The organism is Psychromonas antarctica (assembly GCF_022267535.1).
GTDB lineage: Bacteria > Pseudomonadota > Gammaproteobacteria > Enterobacterales > Psychromonadaceae > Psychromonas > Psychromonas antarctica.
The window spans coordinates 20,073-36,603 of the sequence record NZ_JAHNZV010000013.1 but is presented as its reverse complement, the minus strand read 5'-3'; the positions used below and the strand labels follow the sequence as shown (position 1 = coordinate 36,603).

Genomic DNA, 16,531 nt, shown 5'->3' with positions numbered 1-16,531 from the left:
ACGACTGAAAACGCACAAATAAGAAAAGCCGTCCGCAGCCTAACTCTAAACAGTTAGGCTAGATAAGTGAATAGCTAATTATTAGTACGTTATAATCGAAAGAGATTTTTATTAATTACCTAGGGGAAAAAGTGAGATTGTAGCGGTGTAGAAAGCTATTAAATTGTTTGCGCTGGTTATTTCTTGCAAACACCAGCGTTTTTATCGGGAACGGTGGTGTTTGCAAAGCTGATGTATCTTTATTGCCGCATTCTGTTTCTCTTAAAATAGCTCATATTCATTACCTCTTTTACTCTCTGCGTTTTTGTCGTCCTGTTGATTTATACGATTTTCTTCGTGAGTGGTTCGCTGTTCTACGTATTCTGTGGGTACTGAGCCGCGCTTAAAGTATTCAAAGCGTGTTGTATAATCTGTCTTTTTGCTTAACAAACCCGTTGCAAGATCGATGCGAGCGGTTGAAATTGAGAGCGGTTTTTCAGGAGACATTAGCGGATCCGATAGGGTACTGTTTTGCATAAACTCAATCCATGCAGGTAGTGCGGTGACCGCACCAAACTCTCCCCCATAAGATTGTGATTTGTCGAGATTATTATTATAGTCAGAGTGTCCCAAATCACGACCAAAGTCATCAAAACCAACCCAAGATGTAGCGACAGTGTTGCCAACATAGCCAGAGAACCATGCATCTTTTGAGTCATTTGTTGTCCCTGTTTTTCCACCGATATCTTGGCGTTTAATCGCTCGCATGGCACGCCAGCCGGTACCATTCCAACCTGTTTTATGCTGCCAACTACCACCACCAAAAATGGCACTATTAAGCAGCTCTCTTGTTAAGAATGCTGTTTCTTCACTAATCGCAGATGCTGCGACTTGATCCTTACTAATGGGGGCTACTGAGCAAATACCAGTAACGCCCTGCGCATTTGCTTGCTGTTCAATAAGTTCGTCGGAAGCCTGCTGTTGTTCATATAGTGCGTTGCAATAAGAGCAGACAATTTTAGGTGCTGCTTGATAAAGTACCGTCCCATAGGCATCTTCAATGCGCTCGATAATGTAAGGTTCTATTTTAAAACCACCGTTCGCTATAATCGCATATCCGGTTACAAGCTCTAATGGGGTCAGTGATGCTGAGCCAAGGGCAAGGGAGTAGTTGTGGGGTAAATCCTCTTTATCAAAGCCAAACTTTTGCAGTTGATTGATTACTTTTGTTATACCGAGATCTTGCACTAAACGCACCGAAATGACATTTTTGGATTGCCCGAGAGCGCGTCTCAGACGAATTGGCCCCGCATATCTTTCCGGCGAGTTTTTGGGACGCCAAGCTTTGCTGCCACTCCATTGGTTAATGGGGGCGTCATTGACTAAAGTTGCAAGTGTGTAACCATTATCAAGCGCGGCGGAGTAAATAAAAGGTTTGATATTTGAGCCAACTTGACGTTTTGCTTGAATTGCCCGGTTAAATTTACTCTGTACAAAACTAAACCCGCCAACCAGCGATGTGATTGCACCATCTTGTGGGTTGAGAGAGACAAAGGCCGCGGTTGCATCTGGATATTGCGAAAGTTCTAATGCTTGCTCTATCTGACGTACCCAAATCTGTTCACCAACAGCAACGATATCCGATGCTGTACTGGGTTCATTGCCTTGTACCGAGTCACTTTTAAAAGCACGTGCCCACTTTAAGCCATCCCAATTGATTTCCTGTACTTCACTACCACTAGACTGGTTTATAATTTTAATCGAATTTTCATTAACCTCGATTACAACTGCGGGGGATAAATCGCCAAAACTAGGCTGTTTTTGTAATCGACTTACAATTTCATCAATAGACCAGCTCTTCTCCGGCGCGGCCCATAATTTTTTTATAGCTCCTCGATAGCCATGGCGTTTATCATACTCATGTAAATTATTAGTGATAGCCTTATTAGCCGCATCTTGGGCTGACTTATTAATGGTTGTATAAACGTTAAAACCATCATTATAGCTTCGCTCTTCGCCGTAAAGTTCAATCAGCTTGCTGCGCGCCATTTCCGCGACATAATGCGCAGACAAAGTGATTTCAGCACCATGGTATTTAGCCGTTATTGGGCTATTGATTGCCTGTTCATATTCAGCTTGGGTTATGTATAACTCATCAAGCATGCGCATTAAGACGGTATTACGGCGATTTTTAGCATTTTCTGGTGAAGATATTGGGTTTAAGTTAGAAGGTGCTTTAGGCAGGCCCGCTAGGACGGCCATTTCAGCGAGAGTTAATTCAGAGACAGTTTTTCCATAATAAACTTGAGCCGCTGCACCCACTCCATAGGAACGGTGTCCTAAAGATATTTTATTCAAATAAAGCATTAAAATCTCATCTTTAGTTAAAATGTGCTCAATTTGAATAGCGATAAAAATCTCTTTTATTTTACGAATAAATGTTTTTTCGCGGGTTAAAAAAAAGTTGCGAGCCACTTGTTGGGTGATGGTACTTGCACCTTGTTTTGCTGAACCCGTTGAGGCATAAACTAGGGCTGCACGAAGAATTCCGATCGGATCTATACCAAAATGTTGATAATAACGGCTATCTTCGGTCGCAATGAAAGCATTGATTAATTGTTTAGGCACCTCGTTGATGGTCAAGGGAATGCGACGTTTTTCACCAAACTGAGAGATCAATTCGCCATCAATACTGAATACTTTCATGGGGACTTGAAGTTTAATATCTTTAATTGATGCGACATCGGGTAGATCCGCTTTAACGTGATAATAAATAGCAATTGTTGTGCCTATTCCCACTATGCTAAAGATAATAAAAACCCAAAAAAAGCGTTTTATCCATTTGATCATTTTATATATACCTCAAATATTGCTTGTAACGAGTTGACCCAAGTTGATTTTTCTTAGACCTAGCGCACAGTATATAGTGATATCTTGGGAGATAAAGAGGAATACGTTCTTATCTTATTGGAAGTTACTGACTTTCGTCTTATTATAAGTGACTCGAAGTTGATAGCTGTATTGCGAAATTTACTTAGACAAGGGCGGTATGTTTGAAAATATGAAAAAAAACAATTCAAATGCGTTAATCGGTATAGATTTCGGTTCAAATTCGATCAAAGCGATTGCTATTTCCAAAGACAAAGGGACTTTTCAAATTGACGCTGTTGCCGAAGCTGGTATTGCAAAAGGTTTGATTGTTGAGAATCATTTTGAAGATATTACCAAGCTAACTCAAGTCATTAGTCAATTACGTAAAAATTTCCCTTCTTCATACAAAAATGTCGCAATTGCAGTGACTGGCGCGGATGTGATAACCAAAGTTATTGCAATGAATGCCGATTTAAATGAATTAGAGCTAGAAGCTCAAGTAGAGCTTGAAGCCGAAAGTAGTATCCCTTTCCCACTTGATGAAATATTTTTAGATTTTGAAGTGCTTTCTGAAAATGCCAATAACAAAGAATTAAACGATATATTGGTCAGCGCTGCCCGTAAAGAGACCGTGCTGTCACAAGTTGACTGTGTTGAGGCTGCAAATTTAACCGTCAAAGTTGTTGATGTCGCTAGCCATGCATTAGCAAGGGCTTGTGAACTTTTATTTGAACGTGATGATTATGATAAAGGGATTGCGGTTGTTGATATTGGCGCGTCGCAAATGAGACTTAATATTTTACATAAAGGTAATGTTATTTTTTCCCGTTCTAAAAATCACGGTGGTGCTATCTGTACCCAGATGATGGCTGATCGTTATGGCTTTAGTTTCAATGAAGCCGAAAAAATAAAAACAGAACGAAATTGGCCTGTCGATTGTGATATTGATGTTATTGCCCCCTTTATTAATATGACGGTCAATCATTTGCGTTTTGATTTGCGCATGTTTACTAACGCTCCTCATAACATCCCAGTTGAAAAAGTTATTCTCACGGGAGGGGGGCAATTAATGCCAGAGTTGGTCTCGCGATTGGCCGAAGAGCTGGCGCTTAATGTTGAAATAGCGAATCCGTTTATTGGTTTTGAGTATAAAAACGAATCAGATAAAGTTTTGCTTCGTGAAGTTGGTGTGAAATATATGACCGCATTAGGATTAGCATTAAGAGGGAGTCAGTAATGTCTAATATTAATTTATTGCCATGGCGTGATGACTATAAAAAGAAAAAGAAAACGCAGTTCTTTGTGACGTTGCTGTTGACTGCCTGTGTTGTCCTCGGACTCTCATATGCTGGCAAAATGTACGTTGATATTTTGACTGCTGCTCAAGAGCAGCGTAATGAATATCTACAAACTCAAACGCTTGTTTTAGATCGCCGAATCGCTGAAATTAGCCAAATCAAAAAAGAGAAAGCAGAGCTGCAAAAGCGGATTCGAGTGATCCAACAATTAGAAGAAAAACGTAACTATGCAACGCACTTATTTAATGATTTAGTTGATGTGGTCCCTGCCGGTATTTATTTAAATAATATCGGATTTTCTAATGAAAAGGTCGATGTAATTGGGATGAGCGAGTCAAATAATCGCTTGGCTAAAATGGTTAGAAATATTGATAGTTCAGGTTGGCTAGGTGACGCAAATGTTAGTTCTATTGTCGCAGGTCCCGTCAAACCTATTAAGTTGAGTAAATTTATAATGACTTTTAGCGTTATCCCTGAAATTAAAGGGGACAAGCAATGAATATAAATGAATTGGATTTTGAAACAGTCGGTAGTTGGCCCGCGCTTTATCGCGCTGTCTTTATAGCTGTTGTTTGCGTTATTCTTAGCGGCCTCTTTTTCTATTATGTCACCACCCCGCAATTAGAAAAATTGGATACTGTGAGGGCGCAGGAGATCTCTCTTAAAAACACCTTTAAGGTCAAAGCCGCTTTATCTGCAAATTTAGAAGTTTATCGTGCTCAAATGACTGAAATTAACACTATTTTCGAGGGCTTGCTAAATAAATTGCCAAGCAAAAAAGAGGTGGCTAGTTTACTTGATGATATTAGTTTCATTGGTGCCAATAATGGGTTGCAGTTTAGAAGTATTAACTGGGGGGTAGTTAAAGATCGGGAGTTGTCAGTTGAAGTTCCCATTAGCCTCCAAGTTGTTGGACGCTATCAGCAGATTGGTAAGTTTGCTGCTGATATAGCAGCTTTACCGCGAATTGTGGTTTTGGATGATATTAAATTATCCAAAGGAAAAGGTGACTTATTAACCTTAAATGTTATCGCTAAGACATACCGTTATAAGGAGGAAAAATGAGATCTTTAATTCTGCTACTTATAACTTTACCTTTGTTTTCTTGCGGGGATGCCAATGTCGATGATTTAAATGATTTTGTTGCTAAAGCAAAGGTTCAAATTTATCCCGTTAACGATAATGTTCCTGACTTAAAGAAAATTGATGCCATGATTTTCACCCAAGAAGAAGGACGTAATCCATTTTCAGAACCGAAAATGGAAGTTGCGGCTCCGGTGCGAAATGCACCTAAAAGTTGTCCTCAGCCTGATTTTGAGCGTAAAAAGCAACCTTTAGAGATGTATTCACTTGATAATCTGATCATGCGAGGTACATTACGTATAGATAATATATTATGGGCGCTGGTGCAAATAACGGGTGGAGAGCTGCACAAGGTCAAGTTAGGCTATTACCTAGGATTAAATCACGGTAAAGTGTTGAAAATCACCAAAGAGAAAGTTGAATTACTCGAATTGGTTTCAGATAAAGATGGTTGTTGGCAAGAGCGTATCACTCAGATTACGCTGCAGTCTGATTGATATTAAAGCAGGGATGAAAGTAAGCTTATGAAAAGTATAAAATTAATGCACGTGACGAAAATTCTCTCTCTAGTAGGAGTGTTGTTTTCTTCTTCAATGGTATTTGCTGAATCACAACTGACTAAACTCAATGTCAATCCGCTGATTGATGGCAAGTTCGAGTTACAGTTTGAATTTAATGAAGCGATTAGTGGTTATGCGGACAAGCTTAACTACCGGCCCAATGAACTCGTTATTGATATTGATGATGCGAGTTCAGTGCTCAAGCTTAACCCCATTGAGATTGGTAAAAATGGAGTGGAAAGCGTTGCAGCTAAAAGAACAGCTGATGGACTGCGTTTAATTATTTCACTCGATATGCTGATGCCTTATCGAGTCGTCAGTGAAGGCCAACAGTTATTTGTTCGTTTTGGAGAGGTGACCACTGAATTACAGCCCATGAGTGCTATAGATATGGCTCTGGCCTCTGCTGTGACGCAGAATAGTAGTAGTCAGGCGGCTGTTGTTGCAAAAAACAGCGCAACAAAAGCGCCCGTATCAGCAGCGCCCAAAGCAACCCCCAAAGGCTATGTAAATAATATAAAATCAATTGATTTTAAGCGTGGCTCTGAAGGACAAGGCAAACTACTTGTGTACCTTGATAATTCCAGTGTCGCTGTAGATATCCGTCGTAGAGATCAACAATTAATTGCCGAGTTCCAAAGCACTTATATTCCTGATGAATTATTATATATTATGGATGTTGTTGATTTTGCTACCGCTGTAGAAAAGATAGAAACCTTTAAAGAAGATGGCAAAACACGTTTTGTTTTTACTATTAAAAATGAGTACAACTACCGTTACGACCAGTTAGATACTTTGTTTATGATTGAGGTGGCAGAAAAACCAAAAGATGAGAAAGAGAGTGTTTATCAAGGCAAGGCGATTTCGCTTAACTTTCAAGACATCCCCGTGCGTACCGTATTACAGTTAATTGCTGATTTTAACGGCTTTAATTTGGTCATTACTGATTCGGTAAGTGGTAATATCACACTACGTTTAGATGATGTTCCATGGGAGCAAGCGCTCGATATCATATTAAGGGTAAAAGGCCTTGGTAAACGGATGGATGGTAATGTGTTAATGATTGCACCTGCAGCCGAATTAGCCTCAAAAGAACGTGAACAGTTAGAAACAGACAAAGAAGTGGCCGATTTGGCGCCTCTTTATGCGGAATTTATCCAAATCAATTACGCCAAAGCGGCTGACATTGCTAGCCTACTCTCGAGCGGCAATACCAGCTTACTGTCTGCGCGTGGCACAGTCAGTACGGATACTCGCACTAACACTTTGTTATTAAAAGATACTGCAAGCGTTATTGACGCAGTAAAAGAGATGATTGAAGTGTTAGATGTTCCAGTGCGCCAAGTAGTCATTGAAGCGCGTATGGTAACTGTTAGTGATTCTGTTGGTGAAGAGTTGGGAATAAAATGGGGCGTGACGGCAACCGGCGGTGATAGTGCGGTGTCTGGTTCATTGGCGGGTGCTGAAGCTGCCAATGGTGGTTCGACAGGTAGTGTCGCAGATCGTTTAAATGTGAACCTTCCAGTGACGGGAGCCGCGGGCACAATTGCTTTTCAAGTGGCTAAACTAGCTGATGGTCAGATATTAGATTTAGAGCTTTCTGCTTTAGAGAAAGAAAATAAAGCTGAAATTATCGCTAGTCCCCGTATCACCACCGCCAATCAACAAACGGCTTACATTGAGCAAGGTGCAGAGATCCCTTATGTTGAATCAGCATCCTCTGGCGCAACCTCTGTTAGCTTTAAAAAAGCGGTATTAAGTTTAAGAGTGACACCGCAAATCACTCCCGATAATAAAGTTATCTTAGACCTTGTTATCACTCAAGATTCAAAAGGCGACATTATACCAACAGGAACAGGAACCGCTGTGTCAATTGATACACAAGAGATAGGCACACAGGTACTGGTTGAAAATGGTGAAACGCTTGTCTTGGGTGGTATATACCAGCAGCGAATTACCAATTCAGTAAGTAAAGTACCAATATTGGGTGATATTCCTTACCTAGGTTATTTCTTTAGAACCACCATTGAAGAGAATGCCAAGTCCGAGTTACTGATCTTTGTAACACCACGGATTGTCATGGAAACTAAATATTAATTAGACCCTCTTTATAAAATGTTGTCAAAGTAGAGAATAAGCCTGAAATTAATATTCAGGCTTATTTGTTTTATAGGCTTGCAATAAGTTATTAACAATTGCGATAATACGTAATACTTCTTTTTTATAAAGGGGCTTCCCTGTAATCAATCACTTGAGTAATAATTCAACATGGCAGAGCAACGCAATATTTTCTTAATTGGCCCAATGGGCGCTGGTAAAAGCACAATCGGCCGTCATTTGGCACAAATGTTACATCTTAATTTTCATGATTCAGACGCTGAGATAGAGAAAAAAACCGGCGCAGATATCGCATGGGTTTTTGATGTGGAAGGCGAACAAGGCTTTCGCAATCGAGAGCAAGAGATGATCGATGAGTTAACCCAAAAACATGGCATTGTATTAGCGACAGGGGGCGGTGCCGTTATTCGCCCCGAAAACAGAGCTTATCTGTCTGCTAGAGGTATTGTGGTTTACTTAAAAACCAGTGTTAACAAGCAGCTGGCGCGTACCTTAAAAGATAAACGCCGACCATTATTGCAAAGCGATGACCCACGCTCTGTGCTGGAAGCGTTGGCTGAAGAACGCAATGTGTTATACAGCGAGGTGGCAGATTACACTATTGAAACAGACGAGCAGAGCGCTAAAGTTGTAGCCAGTCAGATCATCGCGCTATTGGATTTTTAATGGATAAGCTAATTGTCGATTTAGGTGAAAGAAGTTACCCAATTTCAATTGGAGAAAATTTACTTAAAAAAACGTCTCTTTTTTGCAGCGCAATAACGGGCAAAAAAGTGATGATTGTCACCAATGATGTGGTTGCGCCCCTTTATCTACAGATCTGCCAAGAAACTTTAAAAGCATTTCAGCTTGATGTGCTTATTTTACCTGATGGTGAAAAACATAAAAATTTATCGACCTTTGAAACGATTTTAAGCGCATTGCTTGCAAAAAAACATGGTCGTGATACCACGATTGTGGCGCTTGGTGGTGGGGTTATTGGTGATATGGCCGGATTTGCTGCCGCGTGTTTTCAGCGAGGTATCGCTTTTATCCAGGTACCGACGACGGTTTTATCGCAAGTGGACTCTTCTGTTGGCGGTAAAACAGCGGTCAACCATCCCCTTGGGAAAAATATGATTGGTGCATTTTACCAGCCTCAAGCTGTTATTATTGATATTAACTGTCTTAAAACTTTACCGGCCCGTGAATTTGCTGCGGGAATGGCCGAGGTGATTAAATATGGGATCATTTACGATCATTCTTTTTTCACTTGGTTAGAAGATAATATTGCAGATATTAAAGCGTTACACCCTGATGCGATCACTTATATGATTAAACGCTGTTGTGAAATTAAAGCACAGGTGGTGTCGTTAGATGAAAAAGAAAAAGGTATTCGAGCATTACTAAACCTTGGACATACATTCGGCCATGCGATAGAAGCCGAACAAGGTTATGGTAATTGGCTGCATGGAGAAGCCGTTGCTGTGGGAATGATTTTAGCAGCCGAAACTGCATTAATTCTAGGCTTAATTGATACGGCACAAGTTGACAAGATTCGTTCGTTAATTAAGCAGTTTAATTTGCCATTACGCTCTCCTGACAATATGAAATATAGACACTATGCGGAGCATATGCTGCTTGATAAAAAAGTACTCAATGGGAAATTACGTTTGGTGCTGCCAACATCTATCGGCACTAGTGAGTTATTTGACGATGTAAGCGAAGCAGTGCTGCGTCGCGTTATTGAACAGTAAGGCTAATGGTCGAACGTCGATTAATCTCTCTCCCGTCGCAATTGCAGTTGATTGATCGACTGCAGCATCTTATTTATTTATCCTCTTCTCTAATTTTTATTTCGGGTGAAACGGGCTCAGGTAAAAGCACCTTGGTCGAGCAGCTATCAAACTGTCTCCCTAGCAATATTCAGGAAGTGTTTATTCAGCTCAATGAGCAGCTTTCAAACTCGCAGATAAGACAGAAAATTATCCAGCAGCTGTATAAACAACCTCTATTTAACGTAGAGGATAGCTTGCTGACCTCAATGTTATTATTGCAGGAAAAGCACAGTCGGGAAGCGCATTGTGTGATTATTTTAGATAATGCACATTTTATGAAAGCAGATTTGCTCGTCGAATTAGCAGATGTTATTACCCATAAAGCGCAACTGGGAGAAAGTGAGATTAATCTTATATTGCTGGCTGATGATGATAATAAACAGCAAATGATCTCCCTTATAAAACAGACTGCGCAAAAGACAACTTATTTAGAATTTAAAATAGAGCAACTTGCACTCGATGAATCTAAGAGTTTGCTTAGCCATATTTTCACACAGATAGGTTATCAGCCAGAAGTGCAGCATCAAGATGCGCTACTAAAACAGTTAACTGCTTGTGCCGGCATTCCGCAAAAAGTAATTCAATTGGCAGAGCAAATTAGTGAAGGACAGATTGAAAGCAAAGAACCTTCTTGGCTGAAACAGCGTTTTCCGGCGATTTTATTAATGCTTGCTTTAATAATCGTTGCTGCAGGACTTGTCTATTACCTCTACCCTAAATATGCTAATTCATTAAAGCCAATTACTGATATTGAAGCAGTTGAGGATGATGCATCGTTACCAAGTACACCTAATGAGATGCCGCTAGTCGCGGGTAATGATGCCGATACAGCAGACGAAACACCTGCGACCCTAGAGAAGTTGGCGGGAAATTGGTCAAAACAGTCAGAAATTAACGATAACCCACTAGCTGTCGGGATCAGTGATAAAAGCGTTGAGCGGATCATTATTTCTGAACCGCAACTATTAAACTTAGCCGAAGATAAAAAAAGCTTGGTGTATAACGACCCTATTAAAGAAGCTGTTAACAAAGATAGCAGCAGGGTAATGTTAGAAGTACATGATCCTGCCATGGACACAGCACAAAACGATGCCTTAGATAGCGGACTTGTTGCTAAAATTATTAAAGCGAAGAATGTAGAAAGTGCTCTACAACAACCAGAAGAGAATAATAACCCTCCTGATGCAGAAGGACTTATTGCCGAGAATAAGCCTGCTGACAGCGCTTTAAAACTTAAGCAAAGTAAAGCGATAAAAGATGAAAAAAGTGGGCTCGTGGCAAAAGATAATCCAGTCTTCACTGAGCGCGCGCAGTTATTAGCGATTGCACCGTCACACTACACATTACAACTCGCCGCATTAAGTGCGGAGGATTCATTGATTAAATTTATTGCTAAGCATAATTTGCCACGAAAAGATGTTTATATTTATCAAACGACACACAAAGAGAGAACTCTGTATGTGATTATTTTTGGTGAGTATAAAAGCCGACAGTTAGCTAAAATGGCGGCTAAATCATTGCCAGGTTCTTTGAAAAACATGAACATTTGGATTAAAAAGTACCAGCTTGTGCACCAGGATTTACAATTAAACAATGAATAAAAAGAATAGAGCATTTCTGAAGTGGGCGGGTGGTAAATTTTCACTAACAGAGCAAATTAACCAGCGTTTACCGAAAGGGAGACGCTTAATTGAGCCTTTTGTCGGTGCGGCCTCCGTATTTTTAAATAGTGATTTTGATGAGTATCTACTTAATGATATTAACCCTGATCTGATTGAAATGTATAAAATCATCAAACGTAAACCGAAACAGTTTATTATTGATGCAAAATATTATTTTCAAGATAAATTTAATGATGAAACGACCTATTATGAGCTTCGCGCTGAATTCAATGCGAGTGATGATTTTTACAAACGGTCGTTATTATTTCTTTATATGAATCGTCATGGTTATAACGGGCTATGCCGTTACAATCAAAGTGGTGGTTTTAATGTTCCTTTTGGGCGTTATAAAAAGCCCTATTTCCCAGAAAAAGAACTGCTGTTTTTTGCTGAAAAGGCGAAAAAAGCGACCTTCACTTGCAAATCCTATCAAAAGCTCTTCCAGCATTTGCGTGACGATGATGTTATCTACTGTGATCCACCTTATGTGCCCCTGAGTAAAAGTGCATCATTTACTTGCTATGCAAGCTGTGGTTTTACATTAGAGGATCAAGCTAATCTTGCACAGTTAGCAAGGGAATCAAAATGCTGCGTATTGTTGAGTAATCATGATACCCCCGTTACTCAAGCGTTATACCATGATGCGCAGTGTGATCAAGTGTTGGTTTCACGTACAATTAGTAGCAAGTCCTCTACTCGCCTACCTGCTGCTGAGATATTTGCACTCTTTTCTGCTGGGTAAATTTGTATAGCTCGCCGACAAGCTTAAAATAAAAAATAGTCTGTTGGCTTTTGCTTCGGTAGAATACCCCCTTTAATTCAGACACTGGAAGCAAACCATGACCGACTACTTAATTGCCCCCTCAATCCTTTCTGCTGATTTTGCTCGTTTAGGCGAAGATGTAGAAAAAGTACTAAGAGATGGTGCCGATGTGGTCCATTTTGACGTGATGGATAATCACTATGTACCTAATTTAACGATTGGGCCTATGGTTTGTAAAGCGCTGCGAGAATACGGTATTAGTGCACCCATTGATGTGCATCTAATGGTTAAACCCGTTGATACTATGATTGTTGAATTTGCTAAAGCTGGCGCTTCTATTATCACCTTTCATCCAGAAGCCTCTGACCATGTTGATCGTAGTTTACAACTGATTAAAGATCATGGCTGTAAAGCGGGGTTGGTTTTAAATCCGGCCACTTCACTAGACGTTTTAGCTCATGTGATGGATAAATTAGATGTTATCCTGCTGATGTCAGTTAATCCCGGTTTTGGCGGCCAATCTTTTATTCCCCATACACTGGAAAAGTTACGTCAAGTCAAAACGCTGATCAAAGCAAGTGGACGCGATATTCGCCTGCAAGTCGATGGTGGGGTTAAGGTTGATAATATTAAAGAGATTGCAGAAGCGGGTGCGGATATGTTTGTTGCTGGCTCCGCTATTTTTAGCCAACCAGATTATAAAGCTGTTATTGATCAGATGCGCAGTCAACTAGCAAGCGTTTAGGACTCTCTGATGGCGAGTATAAACAATATTAAACTGATCTGCTTTGATCTTGACGGTACGCTGGTTGATAGCGTTCCGGATCTACGCCTTGCGCTAAATGCAATGCTTGATCAATTTCAGCTACCGCATTGTCAAGATCGAGAAATAAAAAAGTGGGTCGGTAATGGTCTGCCTAAGTTGGTTGAGCGAGCCCTTAAATATGTAGGTAAAACCGATGTCGATCAGCCCTTTTTTGTTGCCGCGCTAAACCTATTTGAACAACACTATCAGCATTATTTAAATAGCGCCTCTTGCTTATATGAGGGGGTTGCTGAAACGCTGCAAGTATTAAAAGAACGTGGCTACAAAATTGCACTAATTACCAATAAAGCAGAACAGTTTCTAGCCGATTTATTAGCTGGCTTTGAGATAGCGGATCATTTCGATCTACTGCTTGGTGGTGATACCCTTGCCAAAAACAAACCCGACCCTATGCAGGTCGACTATGCCTGTAAACACTTTGCGGTAAGTAAAACGAAAACAGTGATGGTGGGAGATTCACTTAACGATATTCTGGCCGGGCAAAATGCCAATGTGCGCACCATTGCGGTAACTTATGGTTATAACTATGGTAAATCGGTTGCGACGCTTAATCCAGATTTTATTATTAATCAATTTAATGAATTATTAGAGCTGCTGTAGATGCAGCGTAAGGACAGTAGAATGACTAAACCTGTAGTATTAAGCGGATGCCAACCCTCAGGATCATTAACCATAGGTAATTATATGGGGGCGCTACGTCAATGGGTTGAGATGCAACAAACTCATGATTGCCTGTACTGCTTAGTCGACTTGCATGCTATTACGGTACGTCAAGATCCTAAAGCGCTACGTCATGCTATTTACGACGGCTTAGCGATGTATCAAGCGGTGGGCATTGATCCGAATAAAAGCACTATGTTTATCCAGTCTCAAGTACCTGAACATGCTGAGCTTTCATGGATTTTGAACTGTTATACGCAAATGGGCGAATTAAATCGCATGACGCAGTTTAAAGACAAATCGCAAAAGAACACCTCCAATATTAATGTGGGTTTATTTAGTTACCCGGTGTTGATGGCTGCGGATATTCTGCTTTACAATCCAAATCGCGTACCTGTTGGCAGCGATCAGAAGCAGCATCTTGAATTGGCGCGTGATATCGCAACACGTTTTAATAATGCTTATGGCGATACATTTGTGGTGCCTGATCCGTATATTCCTGAGCATGGCGCACGCATTATGAGCTTGCAGGAGCCGACTAAAAAGATGTCTAAATCCGATGATAATGGTAAAAATTTCATCGGCTTATTAGAAGACCCTAAAGTGATTTTAAAGAAAATAAAAAGTGCAGAGACAGATTCGGATGAACAAGCCCGTATTTACTTTGATGCAGAAAATAAGCCGGGCGTATCAAACTTGCTCAGTTTACTTTCCTGTTCAACAGGTAAATCAATTCCAACACTGACCCTCGAATATGAGGATAAAATGTATGGTCATCTGAAAAAAGATACCGCCGATGCGGTAGTGAGCTTATTAGAGCCGATTCAAGCACGTTTTAAGGCATTACGCCAAGATGAAAGTTCATTGTTAGCGGTTGCACGTATCGGTGCTGAAAAAGCACGTGAACGCGCCGCTGTTACCTTAGCGGATGTTTACGAGAAAATAGGTTTTCTGCCAAAATAGTTGTTATATACCATGATAATTCCAGGTGCTGATTTGGTACCGAGAAGTATCATGGTATGAATATTATTTAGCGAGACTGTTATTCTGATGCTGTTTAATGGGGATGTTCTTGAAAATCTCATCGGGCATCAAGTCACTGCTCTAGTTTCGCTTACCGACAGAGTCTCGACGGACAATTGTCGGCGTAAAATGCATTGCTTCAGGTTCAATGGATTCTCCACTGGCCAGTTTTAATGCAAGTATTGCCGCTTTTTCGGCCATCATTTCTATTGGGTAACGTACCGTCGTTAAACGCGGGTATAGATAGCGTGCAATTAGAACATCATCGAAACCTATGATTGAAAGTTTCTCCGGAACTTGAATGCCATTCTCGTGGGCAACTGATAACACACCTGCCGCCATGTGGTCGTTGTAAGCTACTACGCCTGTCATCTCAATAGATTTTGTCAGCAAGTTGGTCATCGCCATCTCGCCACCTTCGCTGTCCGGAGTGCCTGATTCGATATAGTCTTTTGACAATTTTATCCCGTTGTCTTGCAGTGCTGCAAGATAACCCAACCTACGTTCATCGGTATCTTCAATGGGGTGATTTGACGCGATACAGGCTATTTTTGTGTGACCGTGGCGAATCAGATATTCCGTCGCTAGATAGGCTCCTTTATAGTTATCCAGAGAAATGCATCGGTCTGCCAGTTTTTCAATATGGCGGTTGATCAGTACCAGCCCTTTTATTTCATTAGCATAGCTGATTAATTCATCATCGCTTAGCGCCTTAGAGTGGATAATAAGCGCCTCGCAGCGGTTATTAATCAATAGTTCGATTGCTTCTAACTCTTGCTGGTGGTCATGATAGCCGTTACCTATCAAGGTATGTTTACCATTTTGTTGAGCAACAGTATCAACTGTTTTGATCAAGGTGCCAAAGAAGGGATCTGAGACGTCACCGACCAGCACGCCGATCGTATTAGTATTTTGACTCACTAATGCTTTTGCGGCTGCATTCGGGCGATAAGCGAGCTTGTTCATTGCATTAGTCACTGCATCAATAGCTGATTTACTGGCTTTAGGCGATTTATTGATAACGCGTGATACAGTAGCAATAGAGACACAAGCCTCTTTTGCAACGTCCTTGATTGTTGACATGACTTACCTCATTAAAATAACTTAATTTGTTTACTGCGTTTGTTTACGATACCTATTATTAGCGTACGTTAAATCGACATCTATGTGTTTTTTTGTAAATGCTACTTTCTCTCTTTATGACTCATTAAATCGTCATTTTTGTAATCGCTTTCATTTATTATATGAATATATAATAAATACTTTGTTTCAACCATTTTTATCGCATCTTTAGGGTTTTTTACAAGCTCTTTAGACATTATTTCTATTTTCTACGGCAATGAAATTAGCTCGTGCTATTCTGGTCAAGATGTAACATTTACAATTTTGTTCCCTAATATCTGAAAGGTAAAATAATGTCGAAGGTAACACAAGGACTAAGCTTTTTGCACATAATGGAATTTGCTAGCTAGGTCTTGATCTTTATTGGAATAATCACCTCATGCGAGTGCGGGCATGCCATCACATCACATCAATTCTAGTGAATTGCCGATATTTATTAAGAAAATCATTTACCATTGCACTGTGAGTAAAGGAAGACGCTAAAATTTATAATAAGAATTTTTAGAAGTTAATATAAGCATTCGTTAATCCTAAGTGAACAAAATTGCAGAGTATATTAAATCTGCTTTTATGAATTTAGGTGCTCGTTCATTCTGGATGGTTTTAATGGCTTTAATGGCTTTTGGTGACATCACTCGATCATAAATATTATTGGTGGTCGATCCCCCCGCAGATAAATATTCTTCAACATTCGCCAGCTTTAAAACACAACACAGCCCACATGTAATCGTTTACATTGGTGATCGTGCT

At 40.3% G+C, this 16,531-nt stretch carries 14 protein-coding genes; 12 read left to right on the top strand and 2 right to left on the bottom strand.

Annotation, left to right across the window (positions count from 1 at the left end; translation table 11 throughout):
* Positions 1-261: 261 nt before the first annotated feature.
* Entirely contained in the window at positions 262-2,829 is a 2,568-nt protein-coding gene (locus KSO91_RS05510; RefSeq protein WP_238741951.1) for a penicillin-binding protein 1A, read from the bottom strand.
* A gap of 199 nt (positions 2,830-3,028) precedes the next feature.
* Between KSO91_RS05510 and KSO91_RS05505 the strand changes: the two genes are divergently transcribed.
* From KSO91_RS05505 to trpS, 12 genes are all read left to right on the top strand, one after another.
* Entirely contained in the window at positions 3,029-4,087 is a 1,059-nt protein-coding gene (locus KSO91_RS05505) for a pilus assembly protein PilM (protein WP_238741950.1), read from the top strand.
* The gene (locus KSO91_RS05500) at positions 4,087-4,647 is read left to right on the top strand and encodes a PilN domain-containing protein (protein WP_238741949.1); all 561 of its coding nucleotides are present in this window, start codon (positions 4,087-4,089) and stop codon (positions 4,645-4,647) included. The genes KSO91_RS05505 and KSO91_RS05500 overlap by 1 nt, the downstream gene beginning before the upstream one ends.
* A complete protein-coding gene (locus KSO91_RS05495; RefSeq protein ID WP_238741948.1) occupies positions 4,644-5,213 on the top strand; it encodes a type IV pilus inner membrane component PilO in 570 nt (189 codons plus the stop codon). Before KSO91_RS05500 ends, KSO91_RS05495 begins: the two co-directional genes overlap by 4 nt.
* Positions 5,210-5,728, top strand: coding sequence for a pilus assembly protein PilP (locus KSO91_RS05490; RefSeq protein ID WP_238741947.1), 519 nt, complete (start codon positions 5,210-5,212; stop codon positions 5,726-5,728). Before KSO91_RS05495 ends, KSO91_RS05490 begins: the two co-directional genes overlap by 4 nt.
* Positions 5,729-5,755: 27 nt before the next feature.
* Positions 5,756-7,888, top strand: coding sequence for a type IV pilus secretin PilQ (locus tag KSO91_RS05485; protein WP_238741946.1), 2,133 nt, complete (start codon positions 5,756-5,758; stop codon positions 7,886-7,888).
* Positions 7,889-8,059: 171 nt separating this feature from the next.
* Entirely contained in the window at positions 8,060-8,575 is a 516-nt protein-coding gene (gene aroK, locus KSO91_RS05480) for a shikimate kinase AroK (protein WP_238741945.1), read from the top strand.
* On the top strand, positions 8,575-9,645 hold the full coding sequence (gene aroB, locus KSO91_RS05475; RefSeq protein WP_238741944.1) for a 3-dehydroquinate synthase: 1,071 nt from the start codon (positions 8,575-8,577) through the stop codon (positions 9,643-9,645). Before aroK ends, aroB begins: the two co-directional genes overlap by 1 nt.
* Positions 9,646-9,650: 5 nt before the next feature.
* On the top strand, positions 9,651-11,327 hold the full coding sequence (locus KSO91_RS05470; protein WP_238741943.1) for an AAA family ATPase: 1,677 nt from the start codon (positions 9,651-9,653) through the stop codon (positions 11,325-11,327).
* A complete protein-coding gene (locus tag KSO91_RS05465) occupies positions 11,320-12,129 on the top strand; it encodes a Dam family site-specific DNA-(adenine-N6)-methyltransferase (protein WP_238741942.1) in 810 nt (269 codons plus the stop codon). The genes KSO91_RS05470 and KSO91_RS05465 overlap by 8 nt, the downstream gene beginning before the upstream one ends.
* A gap of 97 nt (positions 12,130-12,226) precedes the next feature.
* Positions 12,227-12,895, top strand: a complete 669-nt coding sequence (rpe, locus tag KSO91_RS05460) for a ribulose-phosphate 3-epimerase (RefSeq protein ID WP_238741941.1) — start codon at positions 12,227-12,229, stop codon at positions 12,893-12,895.
* Between the two features lie 9 nt (positions 12,896-12,904).
* Positions 12,905-13,576, top strand: coding sequence for a phosphoglycolate phosphatase (locus tag KSO91_RS05455; RefSeq protein ID WP_238741940.1), 672 nt, complete (start codon positions 12,905-12,907; stop codon positions 13,574-13,576).
* Between the two features lie 21 nt (positions 13,577-13,597).
* Positions 13,598-14,599 (top strand): tryptophan--tRNA ligase, encoded by a 1,002-nt coding sequence (gene trpS, locus KSO91_RS05450; RefSeq protein ID WP_238741939.1) that lies wholly within the window; start codon positions 13,598-13,600, stop codon positions 14,597-14,599.
* 141 nt (positions 14,600-14,740) lie between these two features.
* Here trpS and KSO91_RS05445 read toward each other — a convergent pair whose 3' ends face one another.
* Positions 14,741-15,742, bottom strand: a complete 1,002-nt coding sequence (locus tag KSO91_RS05445; protein WP_238741938.1) for a substrate-binding domain-containing protein — start codon at positions 15,740-15,742, stop codon at positions 14,741-14,743.
* Positions 15,743-16,531: the final 789 nt, after the last annotated feature.